This window comes from Mesorhizobium sp. M7A.F.Ca.MR.176.00.0.0, from assembly GCF_004023165.1.
Taxonomy (GTDB): domain Bacteria; phylum Pseudomonadota; class Alphaproteobacteria; order Rhizobiales; family Rhizobiaceae; genus Mesorhizobium.
Genome location: NZ_RZTC01000015.1, coordinates 4,321 through 29,668 on the forward strand (window position 1 = coordinate 4,321; position 25,348 = coordinate 29,668).

Annotated in this window: 24 protein-coding genes and 1 pseudogene (1 of these 25 cut by a window edge); 18 read left to right on the plus strand and 7 right to left on the minus strand. The window is 61.3% G+C overall.

What is annotated here, in order from left to right; all coding sequences use genetic code 11:
- A pseudogene (locus EOB59_RS07605) lies at positions 1 to 605 on the plus strand (DnaJ domain-containing protein); it begins 113 nt to the left of the window's first position.
- Between the two features lie 46 nt (positions 606 to 651).
- On the opposite strand, the gene EOB59_RS07610 reads toward EOB59_RS07605, so the two are convergent.
- Positions 652 to 2,061: a D-alanyl-D-alanine carboxypeptidase gene (locus tag EOB59_RS07610; RefSeq protein ID WP_127810470.1), complete on the minus strand. Its 1,410-nt coding sequence runs from the start codon at positions 2,059 to 2,061 to the stop codon at positions 652 to 654.
- A gap of 285 nt (positions 2,062 to 2,346) precedes the next feature.
- Here EOB59_RS07610 and EOB59_RS07615 point away from each other — a divergent pair, with 285 nt between their 5' ends.
- The 4 genes from EOB59_RS07615 to EOB59_RS07630 all read left to right on the plus strand — a co-directional run bounded on the left by EOB59_RS07615 (position 2,347) and on the right by EOB59_RS07630 (position 6,478).
- Positions 2,347 to 2,676 carry a phasin family protein gene (locus EOB59_RS07615; protein WP_013531776.1) on the plus strand — a complete coding sequence of 110 codons (330 nt, stop codon included), beginning with the start codon at positions 2,347 to 2,349 and terminating at the stop codon, positions 2,674 to 2,676.
- 297 nt (positions 2,677 to 2,973) lie between these two features.
- Positions 2,974 to 3,303, plus strand: a complete 330-nt coding sequence (gene clpS / locus EOB59_RS07620; RefSeq protein ID WP_023812950.1) for an ATP-dependent Clp protease adapter ClpS — start codon at positions 2,974 to 2,976, stop codon at positions 3,301 to 3,303.
- A gap of 6 nt (positions 3,304 to 3,309) precedes the next feature.
- Positions 3,310 to 5,778 (plus strand): ATP-dependent Clp protease ATP-binding subunit ClpA, encoded by a 2,469-nt coding sequence (gene clpA / locus EOB59_RS07625; RefSeq protein WP_127258970.1) that lies wholly within the window; start codon positions 3,310 to 3,312, stop codon positions 5,776 to 5,778.
- 61 nt (positions 5,779 to 5,839) lie between these two features.
- Positions 5,840 to 6,478, plus strand: coding sequence for a chloramphenicol phosphotransferase (locus EOB59_RS07630; RefSeq protein WP_127396923.1), 639 nt, complete (start codon positions 5,840 to 5,842; stop codon positions 6,476 to 6,478).
- Between the two features lie 42 nt (positions 6,479 to 6,520).
- On the opposite strand, the gene EOB59_RS07635 is transcribed toward EOB59_RS07630, so the two are convergent.
- From EOB59_RS07635 to EOB59_RS07655, 5 genes are all read right to left on the minus strand, one after another.
- Entirely contained in the window at positions 6,521 to 7,501 is a 981-nt protein-coding gene (locus EOB59_RS07635; protein WP_127811399.1) for a phosphatase PAP2 family protein, read from the minus strand.
- 362 nt (positions 7,502 to 7,863) lie between these two features.
- Positions 7,864 to 8,292 (minus strand): HIT family protein, encoded by a 429-nt coding sequence (locus EOB59_RS07640; RefSeq protein WP_206622035.1) that lies wholly within the window; start codon positions 8,290 to 8,292, stop codon positions 7,864 to 7,866.
- Positions 8,293 to 8,385: 93 nt separating this feature from the next.
- Positions 8,386 to 9,600 carry a GNAT family N-acetyltransferase gene (locus EOB59_RS07645; RefSeq protein ID WP_128288090.1) on the minus strand — a complete coding sequence of 405 codons (1,215 nt, stop codon included), beginning with the start codon at positions 9,598 to 9,600 and terminating at the stop codon, positions 8,386 to 8,388.
- A gap of 50 nt (positions 9,601 to 9,650) precedes the next feature.
- Complete coding sequence (locus tag EOB59_RS07650) at positions 9,651 to 10,379, minus strand: glycerophosphodiester phosphodiesterase (RefSeq protein WP_127269017.1); 729 nt, start codon at positions 10,377 to 10,379, stop codon at positions 9,651 to 9,653.
- A gap of 14 nt (positions 10,380 to 10,393) precedes the next feature.
- Positions 10,394 to 10,858 carry a RidA family protein gene (locus EOB59_RS07655; RefSeq protein WP_027036670.1) on the minus strand — a complete coding sequence of 155 codons (465 nt, stop codon included), beginning with the start codon at positions 10,856 to 10,858 and terminating at the stop codon, positions 10,394 to 10,396.
- Between the two features lie 138 nt (positions 10,859 to 10,996).
- On the opposite strand from EOB59_RS07655, the gene EOB59_RS07660 reads away from it, so the two are divergent.
- The 5 genes from EOB59_RS07660 (at position 10,997) to tsf (ending at position 15,597) form a co-directional block, all read left to right on the plus strand.
- Positions 10,997 to 11,824, plus strand: a complete 828-nt coding sequence (locus EOB59_RS07660) for a cell envelope integrity EipB family protein (protein ID WP_127269019.1) — start codon at positions 10,997 to 10,999, stop codon at positions 11,822 to 11,824.
- A gap of 114 nt (positions 11,825 to 11,938) precedes the next feature.
- Positions 11,939 to 13,237 carry a hypothetical protein gene (locus EOB59_RS07665; protein WP_128288091.1) on the plus strand — a complete coding sequence of 433 codons (1,299 nt, stop codon included), beginning with the start codon at positions 11,939 to 11,941 and terminating at the stop codon, positions 13,235 to 13,237.
- A gap of 59 nt (positions 13,238 to 13,296) precedes the next feature.
- Positions 13,297 to 13,575, plus strand: coding sequence for a DUF4031 domain-containing protein (locus EOB59_RS07670; protein WP_027036667.1), 279 nt, complete (start codon positions 13,297 to 13,299; stop codon positions 13,573 to 13,575).
- Between the two features lie 203 nt (positions 13,576 to 13,778).
- On the plus strand, positions 13,779 to 14,567 hold the full coding sequence (gene rpsB, locus EOB59_RS07675; RefSeq protein ID WP_023812937.1) for a 30S ribosomal protein S2: 789 nt from the start codon (positions 13,779 to 13,781) through the stop codon (positions 14,565 to 14,567).
- A 109-nt stretch (positions 14,568 to 14,676) separates the two neighbouring features.
- A complete protein-coding gene (gene tsf, locus EOB59_RS07680; RefSeq protein ID WP_127321483.1) occupies positions 14,677 to 15,597 on the plus strand; it encodes a translation elongation factor Ts in 921 nt (306 codons plus the stop codon).
- 34 nt (positions 15,598 to 15,631) lie between these two features.
- Here the strand turns inward: tsf and EOB59_RS07685 are convergent, their stop codons facing one another.
- Positions 15,632 to 16,558, minus strand: coding sequence for a LysR family transcriptional regulator (locus EOB59_RS07685; protein WP_127810467.1), 927 nt, complete (start codon positions 16,556 to 16,558; stop codon positions 15,632 to 15,634).
- 116 nt (positions 16,559 to 16,674) lie between these two features.
- Here EOB59_RS07685 and EOB59_RS07690 point away from each other — a divergent pair, with 116 nt between their 5' ends.
- From EOB59_RS07690 to bamA, 8 genes are all read left to right on the plus strand, one after another.
- Positions 16,675 to 17,202 (plus strand): nuclear transport factor 2 family protein, encoded by a 528-nt coding sequence (locus EOB59_RS07690; protein WP_127810466.1) that lies wholly within the window; start codon positions 16,675 to 16,677, stop codon positions 17,200 to 17,202.
- 38 nt (positions 17,203 to 17,240) lie between these two features.
- Complete coding sequence (locus tag EOB59_RS07695) at positions 17,241 to 18,350, plus strand: aldo/keto reductase (RefSeq protein ID WP_127810465.1); 1,110 nt, start codon at positions 17,241 to 17,243, stop codon at positions 18,348 to 18,350.
- A 149-nt stretch (positions 18,351 to 18,499) separates the two neighbouring features.
- On the plus strand, positions 18,500 to 19,222 hold the full coding sequence (gene pyrH / locus EOB59_RS07700; RefSeq protein WP_013531760.1) for a UMP kinase: 723 nt from the start codon (positions 18,500 to 18,502) through the stop codon (positions 19,220 to 19,222).
- Between the two features lie 99 nt (positions 19,223 to 19,321).
- The gene (gene frr / locus EOB59_RS07705; protein ID WP_013531759.1) at positions 19,322 to 19,876 is read left to right on the plus strand and encodes a ribosome recycling factor; all 555 of its coding nucleotides are present in this window, start codon (positions 19,322 to 19,324) and stop codon (positions 19,874 to 19,876) included.
- A gap of 34 nt (positions 19,877 to 19,910) precedes the next feature.
- Positions 19,911 to 20,645: an isoprenyl transferase gene (locus EOB59_RS07710; protein ID WP_127327351.1), complete on the plus strand. Its 735-nt coding sequence runs from the start codon at positions 19,911 to 19,913 to the stop codon at positions 20,643 to 20,645.
- Complete coding sequence (locus EOB59_RS07715; protein WP_127327352.1) at positions 20,642 to 21,457, plus strand: phosphatidate cytidylyltransferase; 816 nt, start codon at positions 20,642 to 20,644, stop codon at positions 21,455 to 21,457. The genes EOB59_RS07710 and EOB59_RS07715 overlap by 4 nt, the downstream gene beginning before the upstream one ends.
- A gap of 104 nt (positions 21,458 to 21,561) precedes the next feature.
- Positions 21,562 to 22,704, plus strand: a complete 1,143-nt coding sequence (gene rseP, locus EOB59_RS07720; protein WP_127273216.1) for an RIP metalloprotease RseP — start codon at positions 21,562 to 21,564, stop codon at positions 22,702 to 22,704.
- A 217-nt stretch (positions 22,705 to 22,921) separates the two neighbouring features.
- Positions 22,922 to 25,291: an outer membrane protein assembly factor BamA gene (bamA, locus tag EOB59_RS07725; protein WP_128288092.1), complete on the plus strand. Its 2,370-nt coding sequence runs from the start codon at positions 22,922 to 22,924 to the stop codon at positions 25,289 to 25,291.
- Positions 25,292 to 25,348: the final 57 nt, after the last annotated feature.

Sequence of the window (25,348 nt, forward strand, 5' to 3'; positions counted from 1 at the left end):
CGCTGCGAACGCTCGGGCCGGCCCTTCTGGCAGTTGTCGGCGTCGCCGTGCTTGTGGTCGGCCGTGAGGGCATCGGCGGCATGATTCTCACCGGGGCAATTGCCTGGTATGGTTCCATGCGAATGAAAGGCCGGCCGGCCGGCCTTGCCCCGGGCAAACGCTCGACGGTGCGCACGGCGGCATTGGAAATGGAGCTCGATCACGATACCGGCGGCCTCGAAGGACTGGTCCTGGCTGGCCGCCACGAAGGCAAGATGCTTGGCGCGATGGGGCTGGCGGAATTGCAACACCTCTACCGCGAACTCTCCAGCGATCCAGAGAGCCGACAGCTGCTAGAGACGTATCTTGACGGCAGATTTCCCGTCTGGCGCAAAAACGCTGAGACGAACGGTGGCGAAGGGCTGGGTGTTCCGCCAAGTCCGGGCGCCATGACTAAGGAGGAGGCCTACAAGGTCCTTGGTCTTGAAGCGGGGGCCGCCGCGGCGGATGTCCGCAAGGCGCACCGCCGCCTGATGCAGCGCCTGCACCCCGATGTCGGCGGCACGTCTTTCCTGGCGGCGCGGATTAACGAAGCCAAGGACGTCTTGCTCTCCAATCACAACTAGTCTCCTTCGACGCAGAATTTTTCCGGGAGATGGCTTGCACGCCGTCCTACTGCTGGACGGCGTAGCACTCGATGTTCTTCTTCTTCAAAGCGGTACAGGCCTTCCAGGCGGCGGTCTTCGAACCGAAGCCACCGAAGCGGGCGCGGTAGTAGGTGACGCCATCCTTGTCGAAGGCGACAGTGAAACCGGAAGCGTCCGCCAGCACCTTGGGCGCCTGCTTGGTGGTCTTGTCGAGAAAGGCCTGGGCCTCGGACTGCTTGGGCGACGAGGCGACCTGAATGGCCCAGCCCGACGGCACCGACGCGGTGTTGACCGGGTCGACAGCCGCGGGCGTCGGCTCGGCATAGGCCGCTACCACCTGGGCCGTCGCGACCTGGGGGGCTGAAACGATGACGGTCTTGACCTTTCTGGTCTTGACGACGGGAGCTGCTTCCTCGGCCTGCGCGGTATCGTCTTCGGCGACCGTGGCGTCCTCGGCAACGATTGCATCGTCCTGCGCTATGACAGGCCTGTCGTCCGGTGTCGGAGCGTCATGCTTGGGCAGAAGAACCTTGGCGAGGGCGGTGATCGGGTTGTTGCCACCGGCCTTGGCGACCAGATCGCCACCGCCGCGAGTCGATGCCCTCGGCAGATAGGTGTTGATCAGGTTGGCCATCTGATTGTCACGGCTGCCGCCCGAGGTGCCGCCCATGACCACGCCGACGATGCGGCGATTGCCATCGGAAACCGACGAGACGAGGTTGAAGCCGGAGGCGCGGGTGTAGCCCGTCTTGATGCCGTCGACACCCTTGATACGTCCGAGCAGGCGGTTGTGGCCGTTGATGCGCTGGCGTCCGTAGAGAAAGGAGCGCTGCGAGAAATAGCCGTAATACTGCGGAAAATGCTCGCGCAACGCGATGCCGAGCGTCGCCATGTCGCGCGCGGTGGTGAACTGGCCGGGGTCGGGCAGGCCATTGGCGTTTCTAAATACGGTGCCGTTCATGCCCAGCGCACGCGCCTTGGCGGTCATCATGCGGGCAAAAGTGGTTTCATTGCCGCCGAGCATTTCCCCGAGCGCGGTCGCCGAGTCATTCGCCGATTTGGTGACGATCGACAGGATCGCGGTCTCGACCGTGACGGAACCGCCCGGCTTCACGCCAAGTTTCGTCGGCGCCTCGGCGGAAGCCTTGGCGGAAAACACCACTGGCGTGTTCCTGCTGATCTTGCCCTTCGCCATAGCTTCGAAGGTCAGGTACAGCGTCATCATCTTGGTCAGCGAAGCCGGGTAGCGCCTGCCGTTGGCATCTGCGGAGTAAAGCACCTTACCGGTCTTGGCATCCACGACGATGGCCGCCTGCCTGGCCGCCAGCGACGAGGCAACGTCGCCAAAAACGAATGTCATCGCCAAGGCGACGATCATCATCGTTTTGAGAGGGGAGGTGGATTTGGAAACGATGCCCAACAACGCCTTACGCACTGGTACTTCCCTTGGATTTCTTCGTTGCGTTGGAGGCGGCAAAGGGTCCTGCCTCGCTTCCGGTCAAGCTACCGGCGCAGCGTTACCAATCCGTTTATGGTAACCGCCGCGTTCACCATTTTCTTCGGGCTTGAGGTTCTCTTTATTCGATTTTTAGCCATTGGCTGCGCAGGCGGGTCCGCAAGCCCGCGAAATCTTGACTTTTGTGCGGCGCACAATATATTATCTTGCATTGCACAAGGGCGCCCCGAAGAAGGACGCCTCAACCGTCAAGGGAATCGTGAAATGACCCAGACCTATGAGGACTTCAGCAAATACGGCAAAGAGTTCGCCGACACCGGATTGAAGAGCTTCGCGTCGCTGTCCAAGGGCGCGCAGGCGATTGCCACCGAGGCTGGTGAATACACCAAGAAGAGTTTTGAAACCGGCAGCGCCACTGTGGAGAAGCTGTTTTCAGCCAAGTCGCTGGAAAAGGCGATCGAGATCCAGTCGGACTACGCCAAGCAGTCCTATGAGGCGTTCGTCGCCGAGGCCACCAAGATCGGCGATCTCTATGCCGAACTCGCCAAGGAAGCTTACAAGCCATTCGAATCGATCGTTGCCAAGGCAAAGTAATTTTGCCCGGGCGAACTGATTTCGCCTGACGTGACCCCAGATTCAGCCTTTGAACCTGAGAAAAAGCCCGGCCACGGAAACGCGGCCGGGCTTTTTTCGTGTCAATTTCCGTTCCAGAGCCCCGCGCCCCTTCACGATTGCGAAAATCGTCCAAGTTGGTGACCTAGCCATATTGTCAGCTAACCAGAAGGGCTTAAAATCGTACATCGAACACCTACATGTCGAACTCGCATGGGGAATCGAAAGAGGCAGGAATACGTGACTTCAGGTTTGACTGCCACGAGACGAGTGGTGCGAATGCAAGACGGCGACGGTAACGGCAATGGGGCCGGCCGTGGGACGGCCGTCATCACGCGCACCAAAACCAAGACCAAGAAGCCCAGCCTTTATCGGGTCCTCATCCTCAACGACGACTACACTCCGATGGAGTTCGTGGTTCACGTGCTGGAGCGTTTTTTCCAGAAGGATCGCGAAGCCGCCACACGCATCATGCTTCATGTTCACAATCATGGAGTGGGCGAGTGCGGGGTCTATACATTCGAGGTGGCCGAGACCAAAGTGTCCCAGGTCATGGATTTCGCCCGACAGAATCAGCATCCGCTGCAATGCGTGATGGAGAAGAAGTGAGGTAACATGCCGGCTTTCTCCCAAGGCCTGGAAAAGGCGCTTCACCAGGCGCTGACGCTCGCCAATGAGCGGCACCATGAATATGCAACCCTAGAACATCTGCTGCTCGCGCTCATCGATGACACCGAGGCGGCCGCCGTCATGCGCGCCTGCAATGTCGATCTCGATGAGCTCAAGCACACGGTTCTCACCTATATCGACACCGAGCTGGACAACCTCGTCACCGGTTACGACGAGGACTCCAAGCCGACCGCCGGTTTCCAGCGCGTCATCCAGCGCGCGGTGATCCATGTGCAGTCGTCCGGCCGCGAGGAAGTGTCGGGCGCCAACGTGCTCGTCGCCATTTTCGCCGAGCGCGAGAGCCATGCCGCCTATTTCCTGCAGGAACAGCAGATGACCCGCTACGACGCGGTCAACTACATCTCGCACGGCATTGCCAAGCGTCCGGGCGCGTCGGAGACACGCTCGCCGCGCGGTGCCGATGACGAGCAGGGCGGCCAGAACGGCGCCGAGCCGCAAGAGGAAGGCGGCAAGAAGAAGCAGCAGCAGGACGCGCTGACGGCTTATTGCGTCAATCTCAACAACAAGGCCAAGGCCGGCAAGATCGATCCGCTGATCGGCCGCGAATCCGAGATCAACCGCACCATCCAGGTGCTGTGCCGCCGCTCCAAGAACAACCCGCTCTATGTCGGCGACCCCGGCGTCGGCAAGACGGCGATCGCCGAGGGTCTGGCCAAGCGCATCGTCGAGGGCGACGTTCCCGAAGTGCTGCACAACGCCACCATCTTCGCGCTCGACATGGGCACGCTGCTCGCCGGCACGCGCTATCGCGGCGATTTCGAGGAACGGCTGAAGCAGGTCGTCAAGGAGCTCGAGGACTATCCTGGCGCCGTGCTGTTCATCGACGAGATCCACACGGTCATCGGGGCAGGGGCTACTTCAGGCGGCGCCATGGATGCGTCCAACCTGTTGAAGCCGGCGCTGTCGTCAGGTGCGATCCGCTGCATCGGCTCGACCACCTACAAGGAATTCCGCCAGTTCTTCGAGAAGGACCGTGCCCTGGTGCGGCGCTTCCAGAAGATCGACGTCAACGAGCCGACCATCGAGGACGCCATCGAGATCATGAAGGGCCTCAAGCCCTATTATGAGGAGTTCCACAAGGTGAAGTTCACCAACGAGGCGATCAAGGCCTCGGTGGAGCTGTCGGCACGCTACATCAACGACCGCAAGCTGCCGGATAAAGCGATCGACGTGATCGACGAGACCGGCGCCTCGCAGATGCTGGTGCCGGAAGCCAAGCGCAAGAAGACCATCGGCATCAAGGAGATCGAGGCGACGATCGCCACCATGGCCCGCATCCCGCCGAAGACGGTTTCGGCCGATGACGAGAAGGTGCTGCAGGGCCTCGATATCGAGCTGAAGCGCGTCGTCTATGGCCAGGACACTGCGATCACCGCGCTGACCTCGGCGATCAAGCTGGCACGTGCCGGCCTGCGCGAACCGGAGAAGCCGATCGGCTCCTACCTGTTCTCCGGCCCGACCGGCGTCGGCAAGACCGAAGTGGCCAAGCAGTTGGCCGCCTCGCTCGGCGTCGAGCTGATCCGCTTCGACATGTCGGAATATATGGAACGCCACACCGTCTCGCGGCTGATCGGCGCGCCTCCGGGCTATGTCGGCTTCGACCAGGGCGGTCTTCTGACGGACGGCGTCGACCAGCATCCGCATTGCGTGCTGTTGCTCGACGAGGTCGAGAAGGCGCATCCGGACCTGTTCAACATCCTGTTGCAGGTGATGGACCACGGCAAGCTGACCGACCATAACGGCAAGCAGATCGACTTCCGCAATGTGATCCTGATCATGACCACCAATGCGGGCGCGTCGGATGCGCAGCGCGCGGCGATCGGCTTCGGCTCGACCAAGCGCGAAGGCGACGATGTGGAGGCGATCAACCGGTTGTTCACGCCGGAGTTCCGCAACCGGCTCGACGCGATCATCCCGTTCGGCTCGCTGCCGGTGCCGGTCATCCATCAGGTGGTGCAGAAGTTCGTCATGCAGCTCGAGGCCCAGCTTTCCGAGCGTGGCGTCACCTTCGACCTGTCGGCGGATGCGATCGCCTGGCTCGCCGACAAGGGTTATGATGAGCGCATGGGAGCGCGGCCGCTCGGCCGTGTGATCCAGGAGCATATCAAGAAGCCGTTGGCCGACGAGGTGCTGTTCGGAAAGCTCAAGAAGGGCGGCACGGTGCGCGTCACCGTCGAGAAGAAGGAAACCGGCGAGACCGGCCTGAAGCTCGAATCGCTGGCCGACGAGGCGCCGGTGAAGCCGAAGAAGGAAGAGCCGGAAGAAACGCCGAAGCCCAGAAAGGCCGTAGCGAAGAAGCCGGCGGCCAAGAAGCTGGTGGCGCAGAAGCCCGAAGCCAAGGGCAAGGACGGCGGCAAGCGCAGTCTCGTCCCGCAACTGCCCAGAAAGAACTGACCTTGAGGAAAGTCGAAAAGCCCCGGAAACGGGGCTTTTTTCGTTTGCAAGGAGGAGGGGCATGAGCGGCCAGATCATCATCCTGAACGGTGCGCCGCGATCGGGAAAAACAAGCATCGCCAGAGCTGTTCAGGAGCGCTTCGATGGCGTCTGGATCAATCTCGGCGTCGACGTTTACGAGCAGGCTACGCCGGCACGCTATCGGCCTGGGATAGGATTGCGGCTCGGCGGCGAGCGTCCCGACCTTGAGGCCCTCGTGCCCGGATTTCACGCCGGGCTCTACGAATCGATCGCCGCCCACAGCCGGCTGGGGCTGAATGTCGTGGCGGATGTCGGCCATCACGATGCCTATTCGAAGCCACTTCACATTGTGGCCGATTGCGCGCGCCGGCTTGTAGGTCTGCCGGTGCTGTTTGTCGGTGTTCGCTGCCCGCTGGAAATCATCATGGAAAGGCGTGCAGCCAGCGCGGCAGACAAGGAATATGTAACCGGCTCATCAGATGTTCCCGTGCCGCTGCCCGTGCGTCTGTGGCAAGAAGAGGTCCACCGGCCCGGCGTGTACGATCTGGAGATCGATACCTCGCTCCTCAGCCCTGGGCAATGCGCGGATACGATCGCAGAGAAGCTTCGGCAAGCACCGTATCCAACAGCGTTTCAGAAACTATCCAACCCATCCAGCGCGGCCCTTGAGCCGTTTTGACCGGCATGGCCGCCGCAGGCGGGTTCGCCCAGATCGGCGAATTTACAGCCCGCAAACCGCCGGCGATTGCATGGTGGAGCTCTCGATTTCAGCGGCCATGCGGTCCGGCGAGAAACGGGCCACCAAATATCCGCACACCTTCCAGATCGCGATCATCAGGAATGCACCCGCATAGCCATCCAAGGCATAGTGCCAGCCAAGCACGACGGAACCGACCATAATGACGCCGGCGAATAACCACATCACAAGACCGGCCAGCCGGGACCGCCGTGTTGCATAGAGGGCAAACAGCACCGCCATCGCAACGTGCAGGGATGGGAAGGCGGATATGCCGACGCTGCCGGTAGTTGCGCCGGTATAGCCACTCCACAGCATATCCTGCGTGCTGAGCGCCCAGATCGGATAGACGCGATCGGCAACGGCAAGTGCTTGCATGAGGGGGTGAAAGTCGTTGCCGAACCCCAATTGCTCGTAAAAGCAAGGGCCAGCCGACGACAGGCCCATCGCGAGGAAAAAGCCGCCCAGTGTCCACACCGTCATGAAGCTCATCAGGAACTGATGACGCAGCTTCGTATCCTTTCGTGTGATGCACACGGTGAAAACCGCGATGATGAGCACGACGAACCAGAAATTGTACGCGATGTTGATGATTTTCAATGCAAGCGGCGACTGGACGACAAACCACAACCATTCGTGCGGGGCTCGACCGAAATGCAGGATGCGATCGGCGTGAGCCAATGCTTTGTCCCATGCAAACGGAGAGAGGATTGCAATGGCTCCCTTCAACACACCGATCGCGGATATGAAGGCAAGACCGGCACCCAAGCCATTCAGGCTGTTGGCAATGCGTTCGGCATCGCCAAAGAATCTACCCAGTGACTTGAGGAAGGTGTGCAGCGGTTCGGTTTCCCGCTGGACCAGCGCAAGGTGGAAAAGCGTCCCAAGTGCAAGGGCTGAGCCGCAAATCCAGAAGGCGATGAAAAGATACTCGGCGTATTCCGCCAGAACGCCGAAATCCGGCATGTTTCCAGTGTGCCACCCGACTGCGCTTGCCAGAAGCAGCGCAGCGGTAGCCATAGCGTGCAGCAGCCGGTGTCGCCAAAAGGCATCCGCCAAGATGCCAGGAAAAGCACGTCCGACAATGGCCCCCGTCAGTGGGGCCGATGCCGCAACCGAATGTTCCATGGTTTTGAAGCCCAGCTCGCCACGCCGTTACCATTTTACCGTCAGACGGTTCAATATTTCCTAATCAGACGATTAGAGTTGCAAACGGTTGAGTCCCGGCGCCGGCACGCCCGGGCACTAGAATCGTCTTCTCGGCTGAACGGCGCTTGTCAGTTCGATATTCTCGACCCGGTCCGCCACATCGGCTGACCTCGCGTTTCTCAATTTTCGAGCGCAGTCCGGATCTTTTCGGCATTTTCGGTCAGCACCTCCGGCTTCTCCATTCCTCCCGTGTGCGGCTTCAGCGGGATGCCGTCGAAGCGCGGAATGACATGTACGTGCAGATGATAGACGGTCTGCCCCGATGCCGGCTCATTGAACTGCATGATGGTGACGCCGTCGGCGCCAAAGGCCTTTTTCACCGCCAGCGCCACTTTCTGAACGACGCTTAAGAGATGGCCGAAAATTGACGGGTCGGCGTCGAGCAGATTGCGCGACGGCGCTTTCGGCACCACCAGCGTATGGCCCGGCCCCTGCGGCATCACATCCATGAAGGCGATGACCGCTTCATCCTCATAGACACGGTGCGAAGGAATTTCGCCGCGCAGGATCTTGGCGAAAATGTTGTCGGTGTCGTAGGTGGCCTCGATCATGGCGAACGCTCCAGATTGTGCCTTTCGTGTAGCGAAGCCGCCGAAAATCGGCAAGACGATTGGAAAATCGATCATCGGGCGACGCGGCCGCTACTCCTCGAGATCCTTGCGGAACGGGGTGTGCTCTTCCAGATATTCGCTCATCCGCTCCACCTCGTGGCGTTCGCGCCTGAGGTAGTCGGCCACGGCGTTGCGCAGGCCGGGGTGCGCAATGTAGTGCGCGGAATGCATGGTCACCGGCCGGTAGCCGCGCGCCAGCTTGTGCTCGCCCTGCGCGCCCGCCTCGACCACCTTCAGCTTGCGCTCTATGGCGAAGTCGATCGCCTGATGGTAGCAGACCTCGAAATGCAGGAAGGGATGGTCCTCGATGCAGCCCCAGTTGCGGCCATAGAGTGCGTCCGAGCCGATGAAATTGATGGCGCCGGCAATATAGCGCCCATTGCGCCTGGCCATCACCAGCAGGATGTCGTCGGCCATGCGTTCGCCGATCAGCGAGAAGAATTGACGGTTGAGATAGGGCCGACCCCATTTGCGGCTGCCGGTGTCCATGTAGAAGGCGAAGAAATCGTCCCAGGCCTTCTCCGTGAGGTCCTTGCCGGTCAGCCGATCGATCCAAATGCCTGGGGCAAGCGCTTCACGCCTTTCCTTCTTCATCGCCTTTCGCTTGCGCGAGGCAAGGGTGGCGAGGAAGTCGTCATAGGTCGAAAAACCTTCGTTGAAGAAATGGAATTGCTGGTCGGTGCGGTGCAGGAAGCCTGCCGCTTCCAGCACCTCCACATCGCTCTCTTGCGCGAAGGTGACATGCGCGGAAGAGACACCGAGCTTTTGCGTCACCGCCTTCAGGCCCGCCGCGAGACCGGCCTTCACTTTGGCGCTGTCCTCGCCTTTGCTGACCAGCAGGCGAGGGCCGGTGACCGGGGAGAACGGCACGGCACTTTGCAGTTTGGGATAGTAACGGCCGCCGGCGCGCTCGAAGGCATCCGACCAGCCATGATCGAACACATATTCGCCCTGGCTGTGCGATTTGAGATAACAGGGCACCGCGCCCAGCAATCTGCCTTGCCCGTCCTCCAGCCTGAGGTGATGGCCCTGCCAGCCGGTGCGCCGCACGGCGCATCCAGAATCTTCGAGCGCACTTAGAAAAGCGAAGGAAACCAAAGGATTGTAACTGGTTCCTGAATCTCCGCGCGCAGTTCCGGCAAAGCCGTTCCATTCATCACAGGTGAAGGCGCCGATGCCGGCGGCGACGCGGATCGAATAGTCCGCATTGGCCGTTTGTCCGTCACCCTCGTCGCCCTGATCCATGAGGCTTATTTAAGCTCCGTCCGGCCTGGTACAAGTCACGTTTCAGACACTCAGGCGACTTTGACCAGATCGGGCTCGAACCCCTCGAACGTCATCTGGTCGGCATATCTGAAGGTCAGGTCGACCGCCGGCTGGTCGTGCACCGTCCAGGTGATAACAGGCATTTTCAGCCTTTCGCGCACGAAGCTGACGAATGGGTTCGGCAGGTCGCCGGCGGCGTAGGAGGTGAAGGCGATGTCGTGCGCCAGCATGGCGAAATGCGCCTCGATCAGCCCGACGTCCTTGCCGTAGGCGGTGAGACCCCCGGGGATACCCGGCGCGTCTTTCGGAAAATCGCGGACCAGCCAGTGGTCGAACGACATGATCGCCGCCTTGCCCTTGTAGCGCTTGAGCATCTTGCCGACGCTTGCCACCAGGCCTTCGTCATAGCCGGGCGTGCCTTTCAACTCGACCACCAATGGCACGCGGCCGTCGACCAGGTGGAGCATTTCCTGCAGCGTCGGCACATGGTCCGCCGTGCCACCGACCCTGAGCGCCGCGAGTTCTGCTGCAGTGCGCTGCCAGACGAAACCATCCTGGCCGGTCAGGCGCTTGAGATCTCCGTCATGGATGATGACAGGAACGCGGTCGGACGACAGGTGGACGTCGCATTCGATGGCATAGCCGCGTTCGGCGGCCGCAGCGAAGGCCGACAGCGTGTTTTCCCAGCGCGTCTTGTTCATGTCGTGGAAGCCGCGATGGGCGACGGGCCGGGCGGTCAGCCAGGATAGGTCGGTCATATCTGTCCCCTGGCTCATTCGATTTCGAAGACGGCTTCGATTTCCACTGCGGCATTAAGCGGCAGGCAGGCGGTGCCGACGGCGGAGCGCGCATGCTTGCCACGCTCGCCAAGGGCCGCCACCAGAAAATCGGAGGCGCCGTTGGCAACCAGATGCTGCTCGACGAACTCAGGTGTCGAGGCGACGAAAACGGTGATCTTCACCAGACGGCTAATCTTCTCGAGGTCGCCGAGTGCTGCCTTGGCCTGCGCCAGGATGTTGATCGCGCAGTATTTTGCCGCATCCTTGCCACCTGCGGTATCGAGATCGCGACCTAACAGCCCGCTCGCCTGCAGCTTGCCGTCCTTGAGCGGCAATTGCCCGGCGGTGAACAGCAGATTGCCGGTCCGGCAATAGGGCACGTAGTTGGCGGCGGGCGCGGCGGCGACGGGAAGCGTCACACCCAGATCGCTTAGCCGCTTTTCGATTGTTTCACTCATGGTATTTCCCTATTGCTTGGTGACGCCGCGCCGGCCGGGCCGAAATTGCTATTTTTGCCTCGCTTCCGCCACGACTTTTTTTAAGCTGGACCATCTTTCCCTGCGGCCTGCCATCAGTCGCGACGATCGGAGTACCTCATGCGCGCAACGCGCCTCGCATTCCATGCCGTCCTGTTGTCGGGGGTCTTCTCGATAGGCCCTGCCTTCGCAGCGCCGGCGTTGCAAGCCCACCGCGCCGTCTACGATCTTACCCTGAAGAAAGCGTCCGATCAGTCCGGCATCACAGGCATATCCGGCCGCATGGTCTATGAGTTCAATGGCTCGGCCTGCGAAGGCTATACGGTGAAATTCCGCTTCGTCACCCAGATCGTCACCGCCGACAACACCAGGCTGACCGACCAGCAGACGACCACTTTCGAGGACGCCGAAGGCAAGACATTTTCGTTCGTGACAAAATCCTTCGTCGACCAGAATCTCGACAAAGAGGTCAAGGGCATCGCCACCAAAGAGACCAAGGGCCTGAAGGTCGACATCGACAAGCCTGAAAAGAACAGCGTCGAGCTGGCGACAACCCAATTCCCTACCCAGCATCTGGTCGAGCTGATCGGCAAGGCCGAAAAGGGCGAGAATTTTTACGAAACCAACCTGTTCGACGGTTCCGAAGACGCCAACAAGGTGATGACCACCACCGTCGTGGTCGGCAAGAAAACCGATGCCGACAAGGCCGACCCGGAAGCTTCGGCACTGGCAAAGCTCGCCACCGACAAATACTGGCCGGTCGATATCGCCTATTTCGACGACACCAACAAGACGGGCGAAGAGGTGCCGGAATACCGTATCAGCTTCAAGCTGCATGAGAACGGCATCACCCGCGATCTCGTCATGGACTATGGCGACTTCTCGATGACCGGCAAGCTGGTCAACCTGTCGCTGTTCGACCAGACGAAACCCTGTCCCGCCAAATAGTGCCGCTCTAGGCAGTTGATTTACCACGACACGGCGTGGTCGTAACGATCGACTTGAACGTGCCGCAATCGTCTCTCAACCTCTCCCCGGCGTCCAGGCGCGAGGGGGATCAGCTTGAGCAGGATCGATACATTCGTGGCGCCGCGGCCCAACCCGGCACTGATCAGGGCCATGACATCCGTCAACCGGATCGTCATGCTCCGCGGCATTCCCGGATTTCGGGATATCTTGCCGTTCAATCGCCTGGCCGGTCTGCGCGGCGTCTCAAATGTCCGCCATATCGACTTTCCCCACGCCGACCTTGAGCGGCTGAAGGCCAGTTGCGGGGCAGGGAAGGCGACCTTCATCACGCCCAATCATCCCGAGTTCTTCACCGACTGGATGATCGACAAGGAAGTCGTTTCGCAGGTCAGCCCGCTCACGGCCTCATGGGCAACCAATGGTGTCGTCAACGGCCTTGGCCGGCTGATGCAGAAGTTCTGGCTGGCCAACAATTTGATCGCTCAGATTCCCGGCAATAGCGGGGCAGCCAAGGAACACTCGATCGCCTGGGCCTTGAAAGGCCATGGCGTGCTGCTGCATCCCGAAGGCGGCGTCGGCTGGCATGCCAATGTCGTTGCGCCTTTGCTGCCGGGTGCCGTCGAGATGGGGCTCGAGGCCCTCAAGCGCGGCCGGGCCACGGATCCCGATTTCAAGGTCTGGATCGCGCCAGTCGTCTGGAAGCTCGCCTTCACCGGGAATGTCGAAGCGGCGCTGGCGAAGGAATGCGCTTATGTCGAGAAAAGCCTGAAAATAGAACGCCTTGCGACCGACACGCTCCCGCAGCGCATCCACCATGTCTATTCGGCGCTGCTGGCCCGCGATGAAGCAGCATCGGGCATGCCATCCGGCGAAGGCGCAACCTATGCCGAGCGCCAGCAGGCGTTGGTTGCTGAACTCGGCCGCCGACTCGGCGAAAGCATCTCATGCGACGCTGCCATAACCGACACCGCAGAGCTTCTGCGGCGTGCGCGTCGCTGGCTGCGCGAAAACACCGACGATGCGGAACGGCAAAGGCAGGTCCGCGCGCTCGCCGATAGGGTTCAGAGGCTGCAACGCGTCGGACCCTGGGCCTGCGCCAATCCGCGCATCACGCAGGAGGATATCGCCGAACATCTGAAGAGGATCCGCAACGACTATTGCCGGGGCGGGCTGCGCGACACGATAAACCGGTTCGTTCCGCAGCCGGCCGGGCCGCGTTGCGCCCACATCCGGGTGCCGGAGGCACTGGGCTTGCATGAGCATACGGACTCTATCGACGATGCGGTTGCCGAGCTGCACCGTCGCATGCAGGATACAGTCACCAACATTGTGGCCGAGCTTGCAGCCAAGGGCGGCTTCATTTTCTATCCGAATCCATTCTATCGTCCCTGACATCCTGACGGGCCACGTGGCCCGCTGTGGTGGAGGATGGAAGGCAAACAGCAAGCTTCATGGCGGTCTATGTCGACGCAGCGATCTGGAACTGGGCCGGCCATCGCTGGTGCCATCTGTTGGCCGACGACACCGACGAGTTGCATCGCTTTGCCGCCCGGCTCGGCGTCAAGCGCTCATCCTACCAGGGACCGCCCAAGACATCGGCGCCGCATTATGACATAACCGGCTTCGAGCGCGACCGTGCGGTGCGGCTCGGCGCCATCGAATGCAGCCGCGAGGAGATCGTCGCGGTCTTCCGGCGAGTGCGAGTGCCGAACGGGAAGATAAAGCGCTGACGGCAGGGCGCGGATCGTCGCACGCCGCATCACAGATCCCGCGGCGCTTGCGTTTATCGCGCATCCCCTCTATATGCGCGCTCATTCCACACACGGACTTTGGTGTCTGCCCGGGAGAAATCCGGCTGAAACCTCCGGTGGCGTTCGAGGACAAAGTCCAAAAATGCCTGTGTCCGTGGAGGCTAACCGGAAAGGAACTTTGAATGGCACTGCCTGATTTCAGCATGCGCCAGCTTTTGGAAGCTGGCATTCACTTCGGCCACCAGACCCACCGCTGGAACCCGAAGATGGCGCCCTACATCTATGGCGCCCGCAACAATATCCATATCATCGACCTGTCGCAGACGGTGCCTTTGCTGCACCAGGCGCTTAAGCAGGTTTCCGACACCGTCGCCAAGGGTGGCCGCGTGCTGTTCGTCGGCACCAAGCGCCAGGCGTCCGACATTGTCGCCGATGCTGCACAGCGTTCGGCTCAGTATTATGTCAACTCGCGTTGGCTCGGTGGCATGCTGACCAACTGGAAGACGATCTCGAATTCGATCCAGCGCCTGCGCAAGCTCGACGAGATGCTGGCCGGCGAGGCGCAAGGGTTGACCAAGAAGGAACGCCTGAACCTCGACCGCGAGCGCGAGAAGCTCGACAAGGCGCTGGGCGGCATCAAGGACATGGGCTCGACGCCCGACCTGATGTTCGTGATCGACACCAACAAGGAAGCGATCGCGATCCTCGAGGCCAAGCGCCTCGGCATCCCGGTCGTCGCCATCATCGATTCGAACTGCGATCCGGACAAGATCGACTTCCCGATCCCCGGCAATGACGACGCGGCCCGCGCCATCCAGCTCTATTGCGATCTGATCGCCAAGGCTGCGATCGACGGCATCGCCCGCCAGCAGGGTGCGCTCGGCGTCGACATCGGCGCTTCGGTCGAAGCTCCGGTCGAACCCGCGCTCGACCCGGCTCCGGCTCCGGCGTCGGAAGCTCCCGAAGCTTGATAATCGAAGGCCGGTTGCGGCCTTCATCTTTCTCATATTCTGGCACGCTAAACAGACGCACCATCGAATACCGATGGTGCGTCGGTGCATTTAAAACAAAGAGGCGACAATGAGCATTTCGGCTGCACAGGTCAAAGAACTCCGCGACTTGACCGGCGCGGGCATGATGGATTGCAAGGCCGCGTTGACCGAGACCAACGGCAACATGGAAGAGGCCGTCGACTGGCTGCGCAAGAAGGGTATCTCCAAGGCCGACAAGAAGGCTGGCCGCACCGCGGCTGAAGGTCTGATCGGCGTCGACAATGGCGTGCGCGAAGCCGCCGTCGTGGAAGTCAATTCCGAGACCGACTTCGTGGCCCGCAACGCCGCGTTTCAGGAAATCGTCGGCAACGTTGCCAAGGTTGCGCTGGCCTATGGCACGACGGAGGCTGTGGCCGCCGCAAAGTATCCAGGTTCCGACAAGTCGGTTGCCGACACCATCAAGGACGCTGTCGGCACCATCGGCGAAAACATGGGCTTCCGCCGCTCGGCCAAGCTCACCGTCCCCCACGGCGCTGTCGCTACCTACGTCCACAACGCGGTTGCCGACGGCCTTGGCAAGCTCGGCGTGCTGGTCGCGATCGAGACCACGGGCAATGAGCATGCAGCCAACGCCTTTGGCCGCCAGGTGGCCATGCATGTTGCCGCCACCAACCCTCTGGCGCTGACCGCAGAGCAGATCGATCCGGCCGCGGTCGAACGCGAGAAGGCGATCTTCTCCGACCAGGCGCGCCAGTCCGGCAAGCCGGAAGCGATCATCGAGAAGATGGTCGAGGGCCGTCTGCGCAAGTTCTACGAGGAAGTCGTGCTCCTGAAGCAGGCCTTCGTGCTCAATCCCGACATCACTGTCGAGAAGGCGCTGAAGGATGCCGAGAAGGACATCGGCGCCCCGGCCAAGATCACCGCCTACCTGCGCTTTGCGCTGGGCGAGGGCATCGAGAAGGAAGAGACCGATTTCGCCGCGGAAGTCGCTGCAGCTGTGAAGAAATAATCCTTACAAATAGCCCCTGAAGGGGCTTCTCAGCTCAGGCAACTCGGCCGGGTGTCCGCAAGGATGCCCGGCCGATTTCTTGTGCGGTGTCGATAAAGGCCCTGAGCTTCGGCGCCATCGACGCCCGGCGCGGGAAATAGAGGAATAGCCCCGGTTCCTCGATCGACGTCTGCGGCAGCACCTGGACGAGGCGGCCCGCGGCAAGATCGGCGCGCGCCAGCGGCTCGAACATATAGGCGAGCCCGACGCCTGCAAGCGCAAGATCGATTGCCGCGAGCGAATCCGTCACGACAACGCTGCCCCGCGTCTCCATGGCGATGTCCTTGCCATCCTCGATCAGATCCCAGCGATAGAGCGCACCGGAGCGGACGAGCCGGTAGCCAATACAATTGTGGTTCGCCAAATCGGCAACGCTGCCGGGACGGCCGTGCCTTCCGATGTAAGCGGGCGAGGCGACGACGACGACGGAGAATGGCGGCGTCAGCCGGACCGCGACCATGTCCTGGGCGATCATCTCGCCAAGCCGGATGCCGGCATCGAAGCCTTCGCCGACGATATCGACCAGGCCTTGGTCAGCGAAGACCTCGACCGTAACCTCCGGATAGCGCTCGGCCATCGCGGCGACCACCGGCGTCACCGCCAATGGCATCGCGATGTTGGAGGCGTTGATCCTGAGCAGGCCAGACGGCCTGCCTTTGACGCTGCGGATGCGGTCCATCCGCTCGGCAATATCCTGGAGGGCCGGAGCCGCCGTTTCTACCAGCGCCTTGCCGGCCTCGGTGAGCGAAACGCTGCGCGTCGTCCGTGCGAACAAAGGCTGGCCAATCCGCTCTTCGACAATGCGCACCGCATGGCTGACTGCCGAAGGGCTCATGCCGAGTTCGGCGGCGGCAAGCGCGAAGCCGCCGCGCCGGGCAACGGCGACCACAACAGGGAGATGGCTGAGCAGATCGCGATCCATTCATGAATGATATCGCATGGTCTTTGCGAACAATGCAATCTTATCGATGCCAAGGTCGCGGTCCACATTGTCGTCAACACATCGGCGATCGGCCGATGGCATCGAGGAGACGAGACATGAATGCGTTAAGACAGGTAACTTTCGCGGCAGGCATGGCGTTGGCGCCGATGGACGCCGGCGGGGCGGAGCCATCAGACTGGCGGGCCCTCGCAGACGAACGCGCGGTCATTCGCATTGCCGATACCATCGACCGGGCCGTCGACGCCCAGGACTGGAAGCTTGCACGCGGCTATTTTGCGGATCGGGTCACCGCCGATTTCAGCAGTCTCTCCGGACAGCCAGCGGCTAACATCGCTTCCGACGACCTGATTGGCGCTTGGGCGGCCAACCTCAAGGGCAGCAAGACAAGCCTGCATCTGCGCACCAATCACCAGGTCGTTCTCAAGGCGGACACGGCGACTGTCCTGTCGAACGGCTATGCCTGGAACCGGATGGAAGGCAATGGCGACCCGCTTTGGGAGGTCTGGGGCACCTATGAGCATCACCTGACGCGTTTCGCAGATGGCTGGAAGGTCGATGGCTTTGCGTTCCGCATGACACACGAGCGCGGCAATCCCTGGGTCAAGACCACTCCGGGCCAGTGACGCGCGGGGTATCTGTCACCAAGCATTGGAAGACGATTATGACCATGACCTACTACACCCTTGGCAACAGTGGCCTCAGGGTCGGCCGGCTGGCGCTGGGCACGATGACTTTCGGCAAGGAATGGGGCTGGGGAGCCGACAGGGATACGGCGCGGGCGATGTTCGACGCCTATGTCGAGGCGGGCGGCAATTTCTTCGACACGGCGGATCTCTACACAGACGGCACGGCCGAAGCCTGGCTTGGCGAATTCATCGCCGAGCGCGGCTTGCGCGACATGGCGGTGATCGCCAGCAAGTTCACCATGAACATGCAGCCCGGCAATCCGAATGCCGGCGGCAATGGCCGCAAGAACATCATGCGGGCCGTCGATGCTTCGCTGAAACGGTTGGGGACCGACTATATCGATCTCTATCTCATGCATGTCTGGGACAGGCTCACCCCGGCCGAGGAGGTCATGCGCACGCTGGACGACCTGGTTCGGATGGGCAAGGTGCGCCATGTCGGCCTTTCCGACGTGCCCGCCTGGTATGCGGGCCGCGCACAGGCGATCGCCGAATTGCGCGGATATGAGCCGGTTTCGGCGTTGCAGCTCGAATATTCATTGGCCGAACGCGCGATCGAGAATGAGTTCGTGCCATTCGGCACGCGCCATGGCGCCGGCATCATGGTGTGGAGCCCGCTGGCTAGCGGACTGCTGAGCGGCAAGTATCGGCCGGCTCAGGCCGGAACCGCGGGCCGCCTCGACGGATTTCGCAACTCGACGCATCCGGGGTTCCAAAAGTTCACGCAACGCAACTGGGCTATCGTGGCCGAACTCGAGAAGGTCGCATCCGAGATCGGCCGCAGCATGCCTCAGGTCGCGCTCAACTGGGTGGCGACGCAGCCGGGGATCGCAACCGTCATCCTCGGTGCGACGACGCTCAGCCAAATGCATGACAATCTTGGCGCGCTGGATTTCGAGATTCCGAAAGCGCATCGCGACCGGCTGGAGAGAGCCAGCAGAACTACAGCGCCGTTTCCCTATTCCTATTTCGGTTCGCAGATACAGGCGCGCGTTACCGGCGGCGCGACAACCGGCGACAAGCCCTCCAACTACGCGTCACCGGTGCTCATCGAAGGAGAGTCGGCCAGCGTGTCCACCAATTGATTGATAGGACAGGAAACCGGCGAATTTGCCGTTTGGGCGCCGCGTGACATCGCGGCGCCCTTCGTGTATCGGAACGCCATTGTTTCGGATGGCGCGCCTGCGCGAGAGCAGCCACCCGGAACGCGCCACATGCAAATGAAGAGGCCCAGATGACGGTGAAGCCCCTCTACCGACGTGTCTTGCTGAAAGCGTCGGGCGAAGCGTTGATGGGCGAGCAGCATTTCGGCATAGACGTGTCAGTGGTGGATCGCATCGCCGGCGACATCGCCGAGGCGCGTGCATTGGGCATCGAGGTCGGCGTCGTCATCGGCGGCGGCAACATCTTTCGCGGCGTGGCCGTTGCCTCCAAGGGCGGCGACCGTGTCACCGGCGACCACATGGGCATGCTTGCCACGGTGATCAACTCGCTGGCGCTGCGCACGTCGTTGAACAAGATCGGCGTCGACGCCGTGGTGCTTTCGGCGATCGCCATGCCCGAACTTTGCGAGAGCTTTTCGCAGCGCCAGGCGACCGCCTACATGAACCAGGGCAAGGTGGTGATCTTTGCCGGCGGCACCGGCAATCCATTCTTCACCACTGATTCGGCCGCGGCCCTTCGCGCCGCTGAAATCGGCGCCGACGCGCTGTTCAAGGGCACTCAGGTCGACGGCGTCTACTCGGCGGACCCGAAGAAGGATCCGAATGCGACGCGTTTCGAGCGCATCAGCCATGGCGAAGTCATAAATCGCGGCCTTTCCATCATGGATACTGCTGCGATTGCACTTGCGCGCGAAAACAACATTCCGATAATCGTCTATTCGATCCACGAAAAAGGTGGTTTCGGCGATATTCTGAGGGGCGGCGGCCGCTGCACCGTCGTCGCGGACGATTGATCGGCGGCCTGACCCGAAAAGGGAAGCCGGTTTTCGAAAGTCCGATTCGAAGACGGCCCGAAGCAGTGAGCCCGCATTAGACGGGTCGAGGAGATAAAGATGAGTGGTGAGTACGACGATCTCAAGCGGCGCATGGATGGGGCTATTGCCGCGTTCAAGCATGATCTGGCCTCGCTGCGGACCGGTCGCGCCTCCAGCAATCTGCTCGATGCGATCCAGGTGCAGGCCTACGGCACCACCATGCCGATCAATCAGGTCGCCAACGTCTCGGTGCCGGAGCCGCGCATGATCTCGGTATCGGTATGGGACAAGTCGATGGTTGGCGCGGTCGACCGCGCGATCCGCGAATCCAATTTGGGGTTCAACCCGATCGTAGACGGCACCAACCTCAGGATTCCACTTCCCGAACTTAACGAACAGCGCCGCAAGGAACTGGTCAAGATCTCGCACACCTACGCCGAGAACGCCCGTGTCGCCGCGCGCCATGTGCGCCGCGACGGCATGGACTTCCTGAAGAAGGCGGAGAAAGACGGCGACATCAGCGAAGACGATCAGCGCAAGCGCTCGGACCAGGTCCAGAAACTTACCGACGAGACGATCAGCACCATCGACCACCTGCTTTCCGATAAGGAAGCTGAAATCATGCAGGTTTAGGGTCATGGCCGCCGGCTGACCCGAAAGCGAGAACATGGCAACGCCCGCGCATGTCGCGATCATCATGGACGGAAACGGACGCTGGGCCAAGGCGCGCGGCATGCCCCGTCTTGCGGGCCACCGTGCCGGTGTCGAGGCGCTGCGCAAGACGGTGCGCGCGGCACCTGGGCTCGGCATTTCCTACCTGACCGTCTATGCTTTCTCGTCGGAGAACTGGTCGCGGCCGAAGTCCGAGGTCAGCGACCTGATGGGCCTCTTGAAAATGTTCATTCGCCGTGACCTTGCTGAACTGCACCAGAGCGGTGTGCGGGTTAGAATCATCGGTGACCGGGCAGGGTTGCAGTCTGATATCAGGGGACTGCTCGACGAGGCCGAAACGCTGACGGCCGCAAACGAATCGCTGACGCTGGTGATCGCCTTCAACTATGGCGGACGAGACGAAATCGTTCGTACGGCACAAAAGCTTGCGGCGGCCGTGGCGCGTGGCGAACTCGACGCCGAGGCGATATCAGCCGAAAGCTTTGCCGGCGCGCTCGATACGCAAGGCATTCCCGACCCGGAACTGGTCATCCGCACCAGCGGCGAGCTCCGGCTGTCGAACTTCCTTCTGTGGCAAGCCGCCTATAGCGAACTCGTCTTCCTGCCTTGCTACTGGCCCGACTTCAGCCGCGAGCACCTTGCGGAAGCTTTGCGTGAGTTTGCTGGCCGCGAACGCCGTTTCGGCGGACTTGGGGGCCATGACGTCGCTTCGCGACCGGCCGCGGGATGAGCAATCTTCAACTGCGTATCGTTTCGGCGATCGTGCTCGCCATCATCACTCTCGGCTTGACCTGGATCGGCGGTTTGCCGTTCCGGCTGCTGTGTGCCGTGATCGTAGCGGCGATCTTCTATGAATGGACCCGCATGTCGCGGCCAACCGGGGCAACGGGCCTTGGTTTCCTGCCGGAAGCACTGCTGGTTGTCTTCATTGGCGCCTTGATTGGCGGTCTGGCCGCCTCCTGGCTGCTGCCGCTTGTGGCGGCCATCGTTGCCGCAACGGCGATAGCCGCCTCGGTTCGCAAGACCGGACAATGGGATGCGAGCGGCCTTGCCTATGCCGCGGTTTCAGGCCTGTCGCTCGCCTTGCTGCGCGATGGCGATCGTTCAGGCCTCATTGCCATCCTGTTCCTGTTCGCTGTCGTCTGGGCCACCGATATCCTTGCCTATTTCGTTGGCCGAGCCGTTGGGGGGCCGAAACTGGCGCCCTCTATCTCGCCCGGCAAGACGCGCAGCGGCGCACTCGGCGGCGCTGTCGGCGGCGTCGTCGCCGGGCTGGTCCTCGCCGCAGCTGCCGGTGTCGGCAATCTGGTATTGCTCGGCCTGATCGCGCTCGTGCTGTCGATTGTCTCGCAGGCAGGCGACCTGTTTGAATCCTGGATCAAGCGCCGCCATGGCCGCAAGGATTCGGGGGCGCTCATCCCGGGCCATGGCGGCGTCATGGATCGTGTCGACGGGCTTGTCGCAGCGGCATTCGCCCTATACGTCATCGGCTGGATTTCGGCGAACGCCGATCATCCGGCACAGGGTCTGTTTCCCGTTTGAGCGATGTCATTTCAGGGTCCTTTGCGCGGTGCGCCTTGGATTCGCCCGGATTGGTGTCACAGTCACGGCGCAGTCTGCGCCGTGGAAGAATTTGAGGGTTTGTCTTGAACGAGATTCTTCACGCGCTTTTCAGCACAGAAGGCTTTGTCCTCGGCACGCTGGTGCCATTCCTCTTCGTGCTGACAGTGGTCGTGTTCGTCCACGAAATGGGCCATTACCTTGTCGGGCGCTGGTGCGGCATCGGCGTCAGGGCCTTCTCGATCGGCTTCGGCCCGGAACTCTTCGGCTTCAACGACAGCCACGGCACGCGCTGGAAACTGTGTGCGATACCGCTTGGCGGCTATGTAAAATTCGTCGGCGACATGAACGCCACATCGAGCCAGCCCACGTCGGAAGAAATTGAAACGCTGACCGAGGACGAGCGCAAGGTCGCCTTTCACACTCAGCCGATCTGGAAGCGCGCGGCAACGGTGGTGGCCGGACCATTGTTCAATTTCCTGCTGACGATCGTCGTCTTTTCCGTGCTGTTCACCGCCTATGGCCGCTATGTCGCCGAGCCCATGGTGGCCGAGGTGACCGCCGACAGCCCGGCGGCGAAGGCCGGCATCCTTCCCGGCGACCGATTCGTCAGTGTCGACGGCAACAAGGTCGAAACCTTTGGCGACGTCCAGCGCCTGGTCTCGGGCCGTGCCGACGACGCAATCACCTTCGTCATGTTGCGCGACGGCCAGGAGGTCACTGTGACCGCGGCGCCGCGGCTGATGGAACAGGAAGACGCGCTCGGCAACAAGGTCAAGGTCGCCGTGATCGGTGTCGTCAACAACAAGGAACTCGGCCAGCCGAGGCTCATCACCTACACGCCGGTCGGAGCGGTCGCGGCGGCGGTTGAGGAAACCGGTCACGTCATCCAGCGCACCGGCCAATTCCTGCAGCGCTTTGTTGTCGGACGCGAAGACAAATGTCAGCTGGGCGGTCCGGTGAAGATCGCCGACATGGCGGGCAGGGCTGCGAAACTGGGATTCGAATGGCTCGTGCAGCTGGTTGCACTGCTATCCGTTGGCATCGGAATTCTGAACCTTTTGCCGATTCCCCCCCTCGACGGCGGTCACCTCTTGTTCTACGGGGTGGAGGCTGTCATTCGCCGTCCGGTGTCGGAACGGATGATGGAAATGGCCTATCGGGCCGGGTTGCTTCTTGTGCTGTGCTTCATGGGGTTCGTTTTTTGGAACGATCTGTTTGGGTGCTGAAATCATGAAGAAATTTGGCTTCTGCATGGACGATGTTGAGACGCCGTTTACCATGCAAGGGGATATGAGTGACGCGAAAGCCACGCCGCAGGGTTAAGTAAATACAAATTAACCAGAAGCCTTGCGTGTAGGGAAAATCCGGTTAATACGGTAGGGGAAATTACCGCACGTCCGGTTTTCTCGCCGTGGGGACTACGAGAAAAGGTTATTAAGCCCGATGAAGGCAGCATCCAAGTTTCTAAGCGCCGCGTCCGCGGTGACCCTGTCCGCGGCCATGGTCGTGCCAGGCGCGCTCGCAGTGCAGTTCGTTGCCACATCGGCGGCTGAAGCCGCTGTCGTCAGCAGAGTGGAAGTGAGCGGCAACCAGCGTATCGACGCTGAGACCATCCGCAATTACATCACCATCAAGCCGGGCAAGGCTTTCTCCAGTTCCGATATCGACGGTGCGGTCAAGGCACTGTTCGGCACTGGCCTGTTTTCGGACGTGCAGATCAACCAGGTCGGCTCGACGCTGGTGGTCAAGGTCGCCGAGTACCAGGTGGTCAACCAGGTGCTGTTCCAGAACAACAAGAAGCTCAAGGACAATGCGCTTGCGGCGGCGGTGCAGCTGAAGCCGCGCGGAACGTTCTCACAGGCGACGCTCGATGCCGACGTGGAATCGGTCAAGGCTGCATACAGGCGCATTGGTCGTGACGATGTGACCGTGACCACGCAGGTCATGCAGCTTGGCGACAATCGCGTAAACGTTGTCTTCAACATCGTTGAAGGCGATCGCACGCAGATCGCGGCGGTCAATTTCGTCGGCAACAGTGCCTATTCCAGCCGCCGCCTGGCGGATATCATCAATACCAAGCGCTCGTCCTGGCTTTCCTTCGTCCTGCGCGACGACGTCTATGACGATGACAAGCTGCGCGCGGACGAGGAGCTGCTGCGCCGCTTCTACTACAATCACGGCTATGCCGACTTCCAGGTCGTGTCTGCTGTCGGCGAGCTCGACAGCGCGACGAACAAGTACACGGTCACCATCACCGTCCAGGAAGGCGACCGCTACACGTTCGGTGACGTCAGCGTCGAGAGCTCAATCCCTGAAGTCGACGGCAAGTCGCTGGAATCGGTGATCGAGACCCATAAGGGTGACGTCTACAACGCCAAGAACGTCGAGGATTCCATCATCGCGCTGACCGAGAAGGTGGCCGGTTCCGGCTATGCCTTCGCGCAGGTAACGCCGCGCGGCGACCGGAATTTCGAGAACCACACCATTTCGGTCGTCTACACGATCGACCAGGGCACCAAGGCCTATATCGAGCGCATCGAGATCCGCGGCAATGATCGCACGCGTGACTATGTCATTCGCCGCGAGTTCGACGTCAGCGAAGGCGACGCCTTCAACCAGGTGCTCATCCAGCGCGCGAAAAAGCGCCTGGAAAACTTGAATTATTTTGAGAAAGTCGACATCTCGACCGTGCCGGGCTCGCAGCCTGACCAGGTCGTTCTGGTGGTCGATGTGGTCGAGAAATCGACCGGCGAGTTCTCGGTGGGCGCTGGTTATTCGACCGGTGGCGACACGGCCGGTCCGTCGGTCGAAGGATCGGTGACCGAGCGCAACTTCCTCGGTCGTGGCCAGTTCATCAAGCTGTCGGCGGGCGGCGGCAAGAATTCACGCGACTACAGCCTGTCCTTCACCGAGCCTTATTTCCTCGGACGGCGCATCGCCGCCGGCTTCGACATCTTCAAGTCGACCAGGGAATACGACAACTACGACAGCGATACCACGGGTGCGACGGTGCGCTTCGGTCTGCCGATCACCGACAGCATCTCGACCCAGTTGGCGTACAACATCTCGCAAGAGAAATATGAGCTGGATGACAGCTGCGATGCAAATGGCGACGGGGTTCCTGATCCCGGTTGCAGTGTTTCCACGGCTATCCTGGACGGCATCGAACAAAGCCCTTGGATCAAGTCGTCGGTCAGCCTCGGGCTGGTCTACAACACCATCGACGATATGAAGAGCCCGCACGAGGGTATCTATGCCACCACGACCGTGGAAGTCGCAGGCCTCGGTGGTGATGCCAAGTTCGTGAAAGTCACGGGCCGCGGCAGCATCTACCAGTCGCTGTCGGAGCAGTACGACCTGGTCGGGCTCATTTCAGGTGGCGCTGGCCATGTTGAAGGATACGGCAGCGATGGTCTGCGGATTTTCGATCAGTTCCAGAGCACCGATCGCATGATCCGTGGCTTCGCCTATGGCGGCATCGGTCCTGTCGATACTGCTACGGGCGACCATCTCGGCGGCACGACCTATTTCAATGCGTCGGCAGAGGCCCAGTTCCCGCTCCCGGTCATTCCGGAGAGCTTTGGCTTGCGTGGCGCGGTCTTCGCGGACGCGGCAACGCTCTATGGAAGCAAGGTCGACACCGCTGGCGTCACTCAGGACTCGGTCGGCATGAAGTTGCGTGCCTCGGTCGGCCTCGGCCTGATGTGGGCATCGCCATTCGGTCCGATCCGTATCGACTATGCGATCCCGGTCAAGAAGGAAGCGCGCGACGACGTGCAGGAATTCAACTTCGGCATATCGACCCGCTTCTGATCGGCGGCCAACGATGCTCCCGGGTCCTCAGGGTCCGGGAGAAATGTTCCGACCTAG